Here is a 13919-nt window from a genome sequence, read left to right on the forward strand (position 1 = left end):
GCCCCGGCACCATCGCTTTTGCTTTTCTTTTTGGGCTATAAAAAACCTGCTGATTGCAATTAAAGAACCTTTGCTTGCCCCGAGTAAATTACGCCTACTTCGGCATATACGGTTACTTCCATGCCGTCCTGCAACGTTTCCAATGCATTGTGAACACCCAGAATAACCGGAAGACCCAAATTCAGGGCAACGATTGCAGCATGGCTCGTTACACCGCCTTGCTCCGTAATGACAGCTGCCGCTTTCTGAATAGCCGGCATGTATTCCTTATCCGTCGAAACGGTAACGAGGATGGAGCCTTCGGTCGTTTTGGCAATGGCTTCCTCAGGCGTCCGCGCAGTGACGACCTTGCCGGTGGCGCTTTGGCTTCCAATTCCTTGACCTTTGGCCAGCAGCTCGCCGATGGTGTGAATCTTAATCAGGTTCGTGGATCCGGAGCGGCCTACCGGCACGCCTGCCGTAATAACGACCGTATCTCCCAGCTTCACGATACCCGAATCGATTCCGCCGCGGACGGCGATATCGAACATGCCGTCCGTTGTGGTCGCCGGAGTGCCTTTAACCGGTATAATGCCCCATGTCAGGGACAGACGGCGGAGCACCTGCTCAATAGGCGTAACGGCGATGATCGGTGACTTGGGACGGTATTTGGAAACCATCCGCGCCGTATAGCCGCTTTCCGTCGAGGTGATGATTGCTTTGGCATTCAAATCCAGAGCGGAATTGGCAACCGCCTGGCTGATCGCCTCCGTAACGGTTGTTTGCTGCGCATTCGCCAGCTTCGTAAACATTTCGCGGTGATCAAGAGCGGATTCTGCGCGGACCGCAATACGGGCCATCGTCTGAACCGATTCCACCGGATATTTGCCTGCAGCGGTTTCTCCGGAAAGCATGATGGCATCCGTTCCATCAAAAATCGCATTCGCTACGTCACTTGCTTCCGCACGGGTCGGCCGCGGGTTGCGCTGCATGGAATCCAGCATTTGCGTAGCGGTTATAACCGGCTTGCCTGCACGGTTGCATTTGAAAATCATGTTTTTCTGCACGAGCGGCACTTCTTCTGCCGGAATCTCTACCCCAAGATCTCCGCGCGCCACCATCAGGCCGTCGGACACCTCAAGAATTTCATCCAGATTGTCTACGCCCTGCTGATTTTCAATTTTGGAAATGATTTGAATATGGCTGGCATTATGGCGCTCCAGCAGTTCACGAATTTCCAGTACGTCGCTGGCTTTTCGGACAAATGAAGCGGCGATGAAATCCACATTCTGTTCGATGCCGAAAATAATATCGCTGGCATCCTTCTCGGTAATGCCTGGCAGCGAAATATTAACGCCTGGCGCATTGACGCCTTTTTTGCTTTTAATGGTGCCGCTGTTCACGATTAGACATTTGATCTCCGTGCCCCGCACTTCCTGAACGGTCAGTCCAATCAGGCCGTCGTCGATCAGAATGGTTGAACCTACGGAAACATCGGTAGGCAAATTGGCATAAGTAACGGGAACGCGGTTGCGGTCGCCAAGAATCTCCTCCGTCGTCAACGTGATGATGTCACCTTGATTAAGCTCGATCGGCTCCTCTTTCAACTTGCCCAGACGGATCTCCGGACCTTTGGTGTCCAGCAGAATCGCTACTGTAGCACCAAGCTCCTGGCAGGCCTGGCGGATATTTTTGATCCGGTTGCCATGCTCTTCAAAGTCGCCATGGGAAAAATTGAGACGGGCCACGTTCATTCCTGCATTAATAAGCTTCTTGGTGTTTTCCAGTGATTCGCTGGAAGGGCCGATCGTACAAACAATTTTTGTTTTACGCATAAGTAAGTTCCATCCTCCGTATTGATGCATTTAGCTTGATTATAAAAATATCGGTATGTCAGCGCCGATGTTATACCTGATTTACTTCATTTTATCAACAAGCCCCTTAAATCTGGGCAGTTTCGACGGGTTCTTCGGCCGAAGCTTCCAGCTCCGTTGCCGTCTCGGACAGGTCGGGTTCATGATACTCGCCGATTTTACGGAATTTCTCATAGCGGTCTTGAATCAGCTGCTCCGCATTCATGGCCCCAAGCTCCTGCAAATGGCGCCAAACCGCTTCCTTTATGGATTCGGATTGGACGGCCAGATCATGATGGGCTCCGCCCTGGGGCTCGGGTATGATCTCTTCCACAATGCCGAAACCAACCAAATCGTCGGCGGTTATTTTCATGACCGATGCCGCTTCGTCCGCTCTCCCCGCATCCTTCCACAGGATGGATGCGGCTCCATTCGGGGAAATGGCCGAATAAATCGCATTCTCCAGCATCAGTACCCGGTTTCCTACCCCAAGCGCCAAAGCCCCCCCGCTGCCTCCTTCGCCGATAACGACACAGATGACAGGCACGCCGAGTACCGCCATTTCACGGAGATTGCGGGCAATCGCTTCCGATTGTCCCCGCTCCTCGGCGGTATTTCCGGGATACGCTCCCTTGGTATCGATGAAAGTGATAATTGGACGTCCGAATTTATCGGCCTGCTGCATCAGCCGGAGCGCTTTGCGGAAGCCCTCCGGATGCGGGCTGCCGAAGAAACGGGCGATATTATCCTTCGTGTCTTTGCCGCGCTGATGACCGATAACGGTAACCGGAATGCCACTGAGCTTGGCCAGCCCGCCAACAATGGCAAGATCGTCGGCAAACAGCCGATCGCCATGCAGTTCGATAAAATCGGTGAAAATCGCCTGGATGTAATCAAGCGATGTCGGACGTTGATGATGCCTGGCAAGATGCATTTTTTGCGCGGGCGTGAGCCCGTTATAGAGATCTTCCTGCAGCTTGGCGCAGCGCTCCTCAAGACGGGAGATTTCCTCGCTGAAATCGATTCCCGAATCGATGCCGATTTTCTTCAGCTCATCGATCTTCTTGCGCAGATCGCTTAGCGGCTTCTCAAATGGCAAATCAACCGCCATGCGTGTCCCCCCCTTTATCTGCATGCATATCCAGCAGCTTGCTCAGCGTAGACTTCATGTCCTTGCGGTGCACAACCTTATCAAGCTGGCCGTGCTGAAGATTGAATTCCGCCGTTTGAAAGTTGTCAGGCAGCTTCTGGCGGATCGTTTGCTCAATAACGACTCTTCCGGCAAATCCGACAAGCGCGCCGGGCTCGGCCAGATTATAATCGCCCAGCATGGCAAAGCTGGCAGACACGCCGCCTGTCGTCGGATCCGTAATAACGGAAATATAAAGGCCGCCGTCTCCCTGGAATTTAGCCAATGCCGCACTGGTCTTGGCCATCTGCATGAGACTGAGGATGCTCTCCTGCATCCGGGCTCCGCTGGATGTGGAGAAAATAATAACCGGCAGCTTCTTCTCATGGGCTTGTTCGATCGCGCGGGTGATTTTTTCCCCGACCACCGAACCCATACTGCCTGCAAAAAAGTCAAAGCTCATAGAGGCCACTATAACGGGAAAGCCTCCGATTGTACCTTCTCCGGTCACCACGGCATCTTTCAAGCCGGAGCTTTTCTTCTGCGCTTCGAGCTTGCCGGCATAGCCGGGAAAACCAAGCGGATCCACAGATTCCAGTTCGGCGTCGAACTCCGTCAGCTTGCCTTCATCGAGCGTGATCGCAATACGCTCCCATGCGTTTAGGCGGAAATGATGGCCGCAGCTTTGGCATACCTTGAGATTCTTCTCGATTTCTTTATTAAATTGAATGTTGCCGCACTTCGGGCATTTGGACATCAGGCCTTCCGGAATATCCGGTTTGGTTCGCTGTCCGCCTGAAGGTATTGTTGCATATTTTCTTTTATGAAATAAGTCCTTGAACACAGGTTACACCTCTTTGGGGGCGCAGTAGTTTATGTTATCGCTCACGAGTTTAAAATATTGTTCAACATTTCCTGCACTTCTTCCAGTTCGCCGGACGGGACCAAGATTTCGTACTGCTGCTTGGACACGTTTATCGGTCGGATCTTTACGAGAAACCCTTCCTGCGTCAGCCGGTTTTTGATGCTCTCCGCAATTTTTGCCGTAGGCGCGATATAAATAACCGTCCACATGAAGGAACCTCCTGAACTTGGGTAAAAAGAAATAGCTGGGCGAAAGTCCCACCCGATAGATCTCTTCCCTCAAAATTATAGAAAAAGTCAATCTCTGTCTCAAACTTCTCTATAATCAAAACGTAACATGAATCCGGCAACCGTCGTATTCCCCACCATTTTTCAAACAGCGCTGATGCTGACTTGTCCGGTTAAACGCTGTTCTGACGCATCATTCACTTGGTTACTTCCGCTTCACTTGGGCATATGATCTCATAATGATAGCATATGTTTAGTTTTCACCGCAACGGCGCAACGGGGGAACCTGCTCCCCCGAGCTCCATTTCCCCCCTCATCCGCCAATTATTATGAGGGGCCATAACGGTTGGCATTACTGTTCTGATGAGCAATACGGGCCGAAGCCGCAGCCGCCAGGCCGGCCACAAGATCATCAAGAAATACATGGATGCCGCTGCTTTTTTCGTTGAGCTTGTGAATAATTCCCGGTTTTACTTTGTCCAGATAGCCGAAGCTCGTAAGCCCGATCATGCCGTAGACGCTGGTTATGCCCAGCGCCAGTGTTTCGTCGACGCCGTATAGCGATTCGTCCGCCTCCATGATGGCTTGCAGCGGCTCGGGCAGAAGCTTGCGCTCTGCCAGTTCATCCAGCGCTATGCCTGTATACAGGACATACTGCACCTCTCGTTTGGACAACACAGTATTTACACTCTCCATGCATTCCTCAATCGTTAGCTGTGAATTGTAAGGACGCTGCAGCGACATGACAATTTCCGCAATGCTGAGCGTAGAGACACCCCGTCTCAGCAGCCATTTCTCCATATCGGATGACATTCATATTCCCCCCGCAGCTGCTTGTACGAAATACAGCAGCAACTGCTTCATGACAAGAAAGCTTCGCTGCCGCAGCTTCGGGCAAACGGCGAAATAGGGTGCTTCTCACTGCACGTTATGCAAAACCTGTGCGATTAAGAAGCTCCGTGTCATCTAAATGTATGCGGACAGGGAATAACATGTGCATGGATTTACCGTAAGGTTATGGAAACTTTTTTTGATTATTTCACAACAGCCGATCCTTTCCCGAGCAGTGACTCAATCTCCAGCAGCAGCTCGGGAGAAGGTTTCACGCGGTAAGAGGCGTTCAATACGACCGTTTTTTGTTCCTTTTCATAGAATAGAACAGTTTCCAGCGTACCCGCGCTTCCGGCGAGCAGTGCTTTGAGCTGTTCCAGAACGCCAGGCGCCTCGCGCCCAGCCGGAATCTTTATATAGACCCGCTGCTGCTTCCTGCCGGCGGCCCCATTCCCGCTTCTCGCCACTGAGCGATTTTTTCCCGACTCCATTGGCGGTTCGCTCTTCGCTTCAGGAGAGGCATCTAACCCCGAAGCACTCTTCAAGGCGTTCACTGCCGGACGGGCTCCCTGGCTCTGCGCGCCTGGCTTGGGAGGCGTCTGGCTCGGTGACGGGGAGCTCCCGCGGCGGGACGGCTTGCTGCGTGCCCTAGCCTCCAAGCGCTGGACCTGATCCGCCAGCTCCTTCTGCGTATAACTCTCCAGCGGCAGAACATCCTCCACAATCAGCTTAAAGTCATCATCCTGATGCTGCACGGTTGCCAGTATCACGACAAGGCTGCCGGGGTTAAGATGCGCGGAGTACCGGCTCCACGAGGTGGGAAACACGACGGTTTCCACCCGCATAACCCGATCCTCAAGCTCGAGAAAAGCCATCGCCTGGCCTTTGCGTGTCGTGAACGGCTTGGACGATACGATCATGCCGGCAATCAGGGCGTTCCCGCCTTCCGGTGCTTCCCCAAGATCCACGAGGCGGTCCAGCGGAAGCTCTGACAGCTGCTTCCCATAATCGTCGAGCGGGTGGCCGGATAAGTACAAGCCAAGCAGCTCCCGTTCAAACGCCAGCAGCTGTCCGGTTGTGAACGGCTGTACCTGGGGCATCTCCACATCCCAGTTCTGAACCTCCTCGAAGCCGAACAGCTCGATCTGAAGCTCTTCCCGTTCCTTCCTCCACCGGAGAGCCGCCTCCACGGTCTCATCGAGCACAGCCACCAGCTGCGCCCGATGCTCCGCGAGGCTGTCGCAGGCTCCCGCCTGGATCAGCGACTCCAGAACACGCTTGTTGACGACCCGGAGATCTGCGCGCCGGCACAAATCAAGCAGGCTGTCAAAGGGCCGTTCGGCCCGTTCCTTAAGCAGCGATTCAATCGCCTGCGTTCCGACATTCTTAATTGCAGCCAAGCCGAAACGGATCGCCTGCCCCACAGGTGTAAAGCTGACATGGCTTTCATTGATATCCGGAGTCAGGACTTCGATGCCCATCCGGCGGCTTTCATCGACGAATTCCGCCGTTTTATGCTGATTTCCCGTAACGGAAGCCAGCATCGCAGCCATAAAGATAACGGGATAATTCGCTTTTAGCCAAGCCGTCTGAAAAGCAAGGACGCCATAAGCGGCGGCATGGGCCCGGGGAAAACCGTAATCCGCAAAGCGGACGATCATATCATAGACCCGATTCGCCTCATCAGCCGTATAGCTTAGTTTCAGGCTGCCTTCGACAAAATGCGCCCTCTGCTCATCCAGCACCTCCCGTTTCTTCTTGGACACGGCGCGCCGCAGCAGATCGGCTTCGCCAAGGGAGAACCCTGCCATGGATGATGCAATCTGCATAATCTGCTCCTGGTAGACGATAATGCCGTAGGTATCCGACAGAATCGGCGCAAGGTCCGGATGCGGATATTCCACCGCGATAGAGCCATGCTTGCCTTGAATATATTTCGGTATAAACTCCATCGGTCCCGGGCGGTAAAGAGCCACGACCGATACGATATCTTCAAATTGCGTCGGCTTCAAATCGCGAAGCACCCGTCTGACGCCGGCCGACTCCAGTTGAAATATGCCAGTCGTCTCTCCCCGCGTCAGCATGGCGTAGGTTGCCGGATCGTTGTCGGGAATGAAGCGAAAATCCACGGTAATGCCATGCGCAAGCTTCACCCAATTCAGGGCTCGCTCCAGAATCGACAGCGTGCGCAGACCGAGGAAATCCATTTTCAGCAGACCGATGGATTCCAGATGCTCCATGGAATACTGGGTCAGCGCCGCATGCTCGCTTCCTGCCTGCAGCGGTACATATTGCGTCAGCGGCTCCCCGGATATGACGACACCGGCGGCATGGGTGGAAGCATGGCGAGGCATCCCTTCGACCTTCATGGCCATCTGCATCAGCGCTCCGGTCCTGGGCTGCTTCTCGCAGGCTTCACGAAGCTCGGCGCTTGTGCGCACCGCTTCCGCCAGCGTAACGCCGAGCTGGCGGGGAATCAGCTTCGCCGCACGGTCCACCTCGGCGAACGGCACCGCCATTGCGCGCCCGACATCGCGGACCGCCGCCTTGGCCGCCATCGTACCGAAGGTGATAATCTGGGCTACATGTTCTTCCCCGTATTTTGCCGAAACATAACTGATTACTTCGTCCCGCCGCTCATCATTAAAATCAATGTCGATATCGGGCATTGTTATTCGCTCGGGATTAAGGAAACGCTCGAACAATAGCTTGTATTTCAGCGGATCGACATCCGTTATCCGCAGCGTATACGCCACCAGACTGCCCGCCGAGGAGCCCCGGCCCGGTCCGGTGCGGATGCCCTGCTCGTGGGAGAAGCGGATAAAGTCCCATACGATCAGAAAATAGTCGCTGAAGCCCATGTTCTCTATGACCGAAAGCTCGTACCGCAGGCGCTCCTCCGCCCGCTGGCGGAAATCCGGATCTCCCTCCCACTGCGGATCTGCATGGTAGCGGGCTTCGAGCCCTTCCGCGCAGAGTACGGACAAATACGATGCGGATGTCATTTCTGCCGGGATCGGACTGAAGGAAGGAAGAAGGGCACGCCCAAAGGCGAGCTCAAGCTGGCATTTATCCGCAATGTCCACGGTATGGGCAAGCGCCTGTGGCGCCTGGCGGAAGAGCAGCTCCATCTCGTCTGCGCTCTTGAGATACATCTGATTGGTCAGCATCTTCATCCGGTCGGCATCCTCCGTCGTTTTGCCGGTGCCGATACAGATAAGCACATCCTGCATCGCCGCGTCCTCCGGAAGGATGTAATGAACATCGTTTGTGGCCGCAAGCGGAATCCCGGTCTCCTCCGACAGCGCGATCATTCCCTGCACGACTTTCTTCTGGTCCAGCATGCCATGATCCTGCAGCTCCAGATAAAAGTCGTCGCCGAACATACTGCGGTAACGAAGCGCCGACTTCTTCGCCTGCTCCGGCCGGTCGTGAAGCAGATGCTGCGAAACTTCCCCCATCAGGCAGGAACTCAGACAGACAAGGCCTTCCGCATGAGCCGCCAGCGATTCCAGATCGACCCGCGGTTTGTAATGAAAGCCTTCCAGATGGGCGATCGAGGTCAGCTTCATCAGATTGCGGTAACCCGTTTCATTTTTGGCCAGCAATATCAAATGATACGTCGGATTATCCTTGCGCGCGCCCTTCTCGTACCGCGAGCCCGTCGTCAAATATACCTCACAGCCGATTATAGGCTTGATCCCTTGCTCCCTGCAGGCCTTATAGAACGGAATGGCGCCGTACATGACCCCGTGATCAGTCAGTGCCAGCGCCTTCATACCCAGGTCCTTTGCCCGTTTAACGAGGTCTCTTATCCGGGCGGCCCCATCCAGCAGACTATATTCGCTATGAACGTGTAAGTGCACAAAGTTTGTTTCGCCGCTCATCGCCATCTATTCCTTCCCGTTAGTCGGTGCATCATTTTATATTAGTTTATCATATTGGAGGGTTGCACGCCCATACAATGAACAAGGAGGGACGAGCGTCCTCCTTACGAATCCGTCAGGCAGGTGAACGAGCACAATGAGTCCATTGGTATCAAAAGCCATTATAGACTTCTTTATCGCCTTCGGTGTTGTTTTCGGGGGCTCGATGCTCGCCGGCATCGGTTCCGTGTTTGTGCTGATGCCCCCGGCAGCCATCATGCTCAAAACCGCATCCCAGCTTAAAATATGGGCGCTGGTGGCTGCCGTGGGCGGCTCAATCGATCCAATCAGGGTAATAGAGAGTAATTTTCTGGAGGGACATCTGTCGCCGGTTGCGCAGCAAATCGCGCTAATTATTTGCAGTTTTCTTGGCGCCCATATGGGGACAGAGCTTATCCGCTGGATGTGCAGGGGGGCGGTTTAGCGCATGAGAGTCCCCCAGTTCGAGCGTTATGCCCGACTCTCGCAAGGAGCCGCCCTGCTGGTTGTCGGCGCGATTATCGGGGCAGCGGTATACCAGTCTATTTTTTTTATGAACTTCAATGCGTTAAAGAATGTGACGATGGAAATGGAAGACAGACTGCAGCAGTACGAAGATGATATTAAACGGCTCAATCAGTTCAAGGACCAGCACACCGTCATCAAAAGCATCCAGCCCGTACTTGAGCAGGCAAGGGAAAAAACCAAGGTCAAGACGCTGGATGAGTTAACGAAGGCGGAGCTTAAACGGCGGATTAAAGAGGATTTGGGTGTGCTGATCGGAAGAAGCATCTACGATATCGACTCCGATGCCAAGCTTGCGCGGCTGCTACTCGAGAGGAAGGTCTATATGAATGTGCATGATGGCGATTATGTCGTCGAGATTAAAACCATGCTTGTTGTCGATAATATGCTGCGCGTCTGGTTCACGACACAGCCATTGGAACTGCCTCCCCGTTAACGGATAAGCAGTCGATTTCGGACGCTCCGGGTTACGGATCATCCGTTTTATCGCAAGCGCAGTTGGCTTATGATACAATAAAGCCACTATTCTATCGCCTCGAAGGAGCTGCTACTCTCGTTATGGTTACAACCCTGCATTGGCTGTTGCTTATTCTGATTTTGCTAACCTCGGTGCTGTCAGTCACCTACAGTTTCAAATCACGCCGATCGCCGGACCCGCGGGTACGGGGGCTTAATGCCGCCCGCACCAATATCTGCATGGGAATCATGCTGGTGCTGATCGCCTTATTCTTCATGCTTGCCTACAGCGGGTCCACGATCAAGGTGATATTCGGCGCCCTGTTTATTGTGCTGGGGCTGTTCAATCTGTTTGCCGGCCTCCGCAACCACAACGTATACCGATCCATGAAATCTTAAGCGTACCAACTCCCTCCCTTCAGAACGGATCAATAAGCTGGACTGCGAGCATGGCTTTGGCCGCAAGGCCGCCGGAATCCTCCGCTTCCACTTCCAGCTTGGCGCTTTTTCGGCTTATCTCCAGAAGCCGGGGAATGATGACGACTTCGCTCTCAAGCTGAACCGGGCGGACAAAATAACTTGTCATGCTCTCAATCACGTGATCCTGCTTGCCCAGCTCACGGACCAAACTGCGGGCTGCCTGCGTCATCAGCGTGACGAGCACGCCTTCGGATATGCTGCCCAGCGAGCCTGACATCTGCGGGGTGATTCTCCCCTTATAACCGAATTGCCCTCCTGGCTCTTTCGGGAGCTTCTCGAATCCCGCACCGATTAAATCTTCAAACGTATCCCCGGATTCCTGCTGTTTTCCGGCATACCGCATGGCCTCCAGCACCTCGCTGCGGCTGATAGCCGCAAGCAGCTTCCGGTTCTTATCGACAATAGGAAGCAGATCAATGCTCTCGGCCGCCATCGTATGCGCAGCGGAGGCAATGGGAATATTCGGTGCGGCTGTAATCGGGCTGCGCGACATCAGCTTGTCTACCAGCTGCGTTTCTGCGGCCCCTTCGGCATCCTTGGCCGTCATCATGCCTACAACGCGGCCCCTTTCATCCAGTACAGGGAAACGGGACCCCTTCGTCCGCTTGGACAACCGGTAAAAATCAGCCGCTGTTTCGCCAAGCCGCATCGTTACAACCGGCCTGCTGTAGGTCACAATATCTTCAACCAGCATGATTTTCTGACGGATCAACCGGTCGAACATCGCCCTGTTAATCATTGAGGCGACGGTAAAGGTATCGTGCTTGGACGAAATAATAGGCAGTCCGCGCTGGTCGGCCAGCTGCGTAACCTCGTCGCTTGTGCCGAATCCGCCCGTAATCAGAACACCTGCCCCCTGTTCGAGCGCTATGCGGTGGGCGCCCTCCCTGTTGCCGACAATGAGCAGACTTCCGGAATCGATATAACGGATCATGGCGGTCAGCTCCATGGCACCGATCACCAGCTTATGCAGTGTCTTATCCAGCCCAGCAGCCCCTCCGAATAATTCGCCTTCCACAATTTCCGCAACCTCGCCAAAGGTAATTCTGCTTTGTGTACCTCTCTTTTTCCGTTCGATCCGGACCGTCCCGATTCTTTCTTTGGTATTGACCAATCCAAGCATTTCCGCTTCTTTTATGGCCTTGTAGGCTGTCCCTTCACTGACCTCCAAATCCTCCGCCATTTTTCGCACAGACAGCTTGGTCCCAACCTTCAACTGCTCGATATAGTGCATTAGCCGCTCATGCTTGGTTGGCGTATCCTGACCTTTTCCACCGGAAGCCACCTATTGTTTCCTCCTCTTTTCGTCCGACAATTACATGCGGACCGTTATTTCCATTTTAACAAAAAAGCAAGTAAAGTAGATGAATAACGTGGATGAAAAAACCTATCCTTCCCGCCAGGCTTTTGCGTGAATTCCTGGACCGTTCCCGCCGTGATCGGCCGCAAGTTCACATCCGGGTATGGCGGCATAGGCTGACCCGCAAAATAAAAGCCCGATATCGGCTTCGACCACCGGTAACGGGCTTTTTTCTTATTCCATGATATCGCGAAGGGATTCGGTCACAATGCGCGTCACATCTTCGAATACGACACTGAATTTTCTTTCCGCATCAAATGCACGCTGCAGCAGAGGGTTTTGATTGACCTGCTTATACAGGCTGTCCATCATTTCAACATCTGACGGCGACGGCTGTTCTCCAGCTGCCATTTTTTGCTGCAAGACGGATTGCTTCCCGCGGAAATCATCCATCATCCGTTTGGCTTCAGGGTTGCTGCGCGCGGCCTGGAGCGCGGCACTCAGCTCCTTGGCTTCTTCGCTATCTTGTAACGCTTTCGTAAGTTCATGCGCTTTGTCATATACACTCATGTAAAATAAAGCCTCCTTCATTATGATGTCCTTTGACTGCTTAAGAACGAAACATATCCCTATATCCTATATACCAAGAAACAGGAAGTCAAGTATCCCCGTGTTTACCGCATGCAATCGGGCATGTCACAACCGCCCAAATATGCAAACTCTGTCCTGCAGGCATGCGGCTTGGCCCCTTTCCTTCTGTCTATCGGCCGGTATTGCGGCAAGAGGCAATCCTTCTGCGTTGTACAGACTGTATGATCTTTCCAGCCTTTTTGTCCGTTCCAGTTCAAAAGGCCGTCTGATCCAAGCGTCCCGGGCAAAACGGATCCAAACGGCTAATCACCAAGGTATAGATGTCCTCATATGATGAATTAATTCGTGAAAAAAATCCCGAGACCATTAGCCGCACTCCATCATCCTCCAGCTTGGAAGGAGCTCCGCGATGCTGAAATCGAAAGTCGCCGTTCAGGTGATCAGCTCAGGCATCTTGCCGGATGATGCGATCATGTTAGGCGAGACTTATTTGAAACAGTGGAAAATTCCGCAGGTCCAGCCGGTTACACTCAAATTCGGGGCTCTACGCCTCCCGGTCAAGGTCGTGCCAGTCGAAAGATTCGACGGGATGCGGATAGGTCAAAATCTGGCCAGACGTATGGGGATCCTCGCCAGTACGACTCTTCGAATTCAATACAGCAGCGAAAGCTCTACGCTGTCGCTGGGGCCGCTTATCGGCGTACTGATCAGTCGCGACTATCCCGATATGAAAGACCGGCCTTTTGGCTCGATTACATTGTTCTGCAAGGAGCTCGTCGATGCATGCGCCGTTCAAGGTGCTCATGTTTACTTCTTTACACCCAGCCATATTGCCGGGAATTCCAGCACTGTCGAAGGCTGGGTCTATGCGGAGGGCTGGCGCAAAGCAACCGTTCCCGCACCGGATGTGGTCAATAACCGGCTAACATCCCGGAAGCTGGAAAACAAATCCAATGTACAGCATTTTCTGAAAGAAGCGAAGTCGCGTCACAACACGACGATATTCAATGAGAAATTTCTCGATAAGCCTGAGGTTTTTGAAGCCTTGCAGAAGGATCCCGCTCTCATCAAATATCTTCCGGAGTCTCATGTTCTGCGGAATTACAAGATGCTCACGTCGATGTGCTCCCGGTATTCCACAGTGTTTCTAAAGCCGGTGCGCGGGAGTCTCGGCAAAGGAATCATCCGGATCTCGCGTCTCGACAAGGATTCGTACCAAGCTCTTTATGCAACGGTAGGCGGCACCCGCAAGCAGCATTTCACCAGTCTGCTCAAACTGTTTTCCTCCGTTTCCGGCAAAATGAAAACCGTCCGTTACCAGATTCAGCAGGGTCTCCATCTCATTAATATCAGCGGCAGACCGGTCGATTTCCGTGCGCTTGTCCAAAAGAACGAAACCGGTAAATGGACCCTTACGTCGATTGTTGCCCGTACAGCTGGCAATCATCATTTCGTTTCCAATCTGGCCCGGGGGGGCACACTCAGCACGGCGAAAGAAGCGGTTCTGAAGTCGAACCTGACCGGACAGCATGCCCAGGGTGCGCCTGCGCGTCTTCAGCGGGCCGCGCTGGAAATCGCCAAAGGAATAGACACCTTCATCCCTGCCCATTTCGGAGAATTAGGCATTGACCTTGCGCTGGATTCCAATGGCCGCGTATGGCTGATCGAGGTTAATTCCAAACCGTCCAAGAATGACAACACGCCTTTGCCCGATCAGAAGATCCGCCCTTCCGTACGAAACATGATCAGGTATGCCAGGCATTTAACCCATTTTTAAT

At 53.4% G+C, this 13919-nt stretch carries 12 protein-coding genes; 4 read left to right on the top strand and 8 right to left on the bottom strand.

Features of this window, described 5'->3' with window-relative positions; translation table 11 throughout:
- Positions 1–59: 59 nt before the first annotated feature.
- The 6 genes from pyk to IEY46_RS17285 form a co-directional block, all read right to left on the bottom strand.
- Positions 60–1814: a pyruvate kinase gene (pyk, locus tag IEY46_RS17260; RefSeq protein WP_188993182.1), complete on the bottom strand. Its 1755-nt coding sequence runs from the start codon at positions 1812–1814 to the stop codon at positions 60–62.
- A 106-nt stretch (positions 1815–1920) separates the two neighbouring features.
- On the bottom strand, positions 1921–2943 hold the full coding sequence (locus IEY46_RS17265) for an acetyl-CoA carboxylase carboxyltransferase subunit alpha (RefSeq protein ID WP_188993183.1): 1023 nt from the start codon (positions 2941–2943) through the stop codon (positions 1921–1923).
- Positions 2933–3805 (bottom strand): acetyl-CoA carboxylase, carboxyltransferase subunit beta, encoded by an 873-nt coding sequence (gene accD, locus IEY46_RS17270; RefSeq protein ID WP_188993184.1) that lies wholly within the window; start codon positions 3803–3805, stop codon positions 2933–2935. The genes IEY46_RS17265 and accD overlap by 11 nt, the downstream gene beginning before the upstream one ends.
- A gap of 41 nt (positions 3806–3846) precedes the next feature.
- Positions 3847–4035, bottom strand: a complete 189-nt coding sequence (locus IEY46_RS17275) for a glutamate decarboxylase (RefSeq protein ID WP_188993185.1) — start codon at positions 4033–4035, stop codon at positions 3847–3849.
- 345 nt (positions 4036–4380) lie between these two features.
- On the bottom strand, positions 4381–4866 hold the full coding sequence (locus IEY46_RS17280) for a phosphatidylglycerophosphatase A family protein (RefSeq protein WP_188993186.1): 486 nt from the start codon (positions 4864–4866) through the stop codon (positions 4381–4383).
- A gap of 221 nt (positions 4867–5087) precedes the next feature.
- Positions 5088–8771, bottom strand: coding sequence for a DNA polymerase III subunit alpha (locus tag IEY46_RS17285; RefSeq protein WP_188993187.1), 3684 nt, complete (start codon positions 8769–8771; stop codon positions 5088–5090).
- Positions 8772–8907: 136 nt separating this feature from the next.
- On the opposite strand from IEY46_RS17285, the gene IEY46_RS17290 reads away from it, so the two are divergent.
- The 3 genes from IEY46_RS17290 to IEY46_RS17300 all read left to right on the top strand — a co-directional run bounded on the left by IEY46_RS17290 (position 8908) and on the right by IEY46_RS17300 (position 10169).
- On the top strand, positions 8908–9234 hold the full coding sequence (locus IEY46_RS17290) for a YtrH family sporulation protein (protein WP_188993188.1): 327 nt from the start codon (positions 8908–8910) through the stop codon (positions 9232–9234).
- A gap of 3 nt (positions 9235–9237) precedes the next feature.
- Positions 9238–9750 (top strand): sporulation membrane protein YtrI, encoded by a 513-nt coding sequence (locus IEY46_RS17295; protein WP_188993189.1) that lies wholly within the window; start codon positions 9238–9240, stop codon positions 9748–9750.
- Positions 9751–9872: 122 nt separating this feature from the next.
- On the top strand, positions 9873–10169 hold the full coding sequence (locus tag IEY46_RS17300; RefSeq protein ID WP_188993190.1) for a YtpI family protein: 297 nt from the start codon (positions 9873–9875) through the stop codon (positions 10167–10169).
- Positions 10170–10188: 19 nt separating this feature from the next.
- Here IEY46_RS17300 and IEY46_RS17305 read toward each other — a convergent pair whose 3' ends face one another.
- Positions 10189–11484 (bottom strand): DRTGG domain-containing protein, encoded by a 1296-nt coding sequence (locus tag IEY46_RS17305; RefSeq protein ID WP_188993968.1) that lies wholly within the window; start codon positions 11482–11484, stop codon positions 10189–10191.
- Positions 11485–11784: 300 nt separating this feature from the next.
- Positions 11785–12120, bottom strand: a complete 336-nt coding sequence (locus IEY46_RS17310) for a YlbF family regulator (RefSeq protein ID WP_188993191.1) — start codon at positions 12118–12120, stop codon at positions 11785–11787.
- 430 nt (positions 12121–12550) lie between these two features.
- Between IEY46_RS17310 and IEY46_RS17315 the strand changes: the two genes are divergently transcribed.
- Positions 12551–13918 carry a YheC/YheD family endospore coat-associated protein gene (locus tag IEY46_RS17315; RefSeq protein WP_188993192.1) on the top strand — a complete coding sequence of 456 codons (1368 nt, stop codon included), beginning with the start codon at positions 12551–12553 and terminating at the stop codon, positions 13916–13918.
- Position 13919: the final 1 nt, after the last annotated feature.

The sequence above is a fragment of the Paenibacillus nasutitermitis genome (assembly GCF_014641075.1).
In the GTDB taxonomy this organism is placed as follows: domain Bacteria; phylum Bacillota; class Bacilli; order Paenibacillales; family Paenibacillaceae; genus Paenibacillus_Z; species Paenibacillus_Z nasutitermitis.

Coding starts and splice junctions, on each gene's coding strand:
- IEY46_RS17275 (WP_188993185.1), bottom strand. CDS start 4,035: ATGTGGACGGTTATTTATATCGCGCCTACGGCAAAAATTGCGGAGAGC.
- pyk (WP_188993182.1), bottom strand. CDS start 1,814: ATGCGTAAAACAAAAATTGTTTGTACGATCGGCCCTTCCAGCGAATCA.
- IEY46_RS17315 (WP_188993192.1), top strand. CDS start 12,551: ATGCTGAAATCGAAAGTCGCCGTTCAGGTGATCAGCTCAGGCATCTTG.
- IEY46_RS17310 (WP_188993191.1), bottom strand. CDS start 12,120: ATGAGTGTATATGACAAAGCGCATGAACTTACGAAAGCGTTACAAGAT.
- IEY46_RS17300 (WP_188993190.1), top strand. CDS start 9,873: ATGGTTACAACCCTGCATTGGCTGTTGCTTATTCTGATTTTGCTAACC.
- IEY46_RS17285 (WP_188993187.1), bottom strand. CDS start 8,771: ATGAGCGGCGAAACAAACTTTGTGCACTTACACGTTCATAGCGAATAT.
- IEY46_RS17265 (WP_188993183.1), bottom strand. CDS start 2,943: ATGGCGGTTGATTTGCCATTTGAGAAGCCGCTAAGCGATCTGCGCAAG.
- IEY46_RS17290 (WP_188993188.1), top strand. CDS start 8,908: ATGAGTCCATTGGTATCAAAAGCCATTATAGACTTCTTTATCGCCTTC.
- IEY46_RS17295 (WP_188993189.1), top strand. CDS start 9,238: ATGAGAGTCCCCCAGTTCGAGCGTTATGCCCGACTCTCGCAAGGAGCC.
- IEY46_RS17305 (WP_188993968.1), bottom strand. CDS start 11,484: ATGCACTATATCGAGCAGTTGAAGGTTGGGACCAAGCTGTCTGTGCGA.
- IEY46_RS17280 (WP_188993186.1), bottom strand. CDS start 4,866: ATGTCATCCGATATGGAGAAATGGCTGCTGAGACGGGGTGTCTCTACG.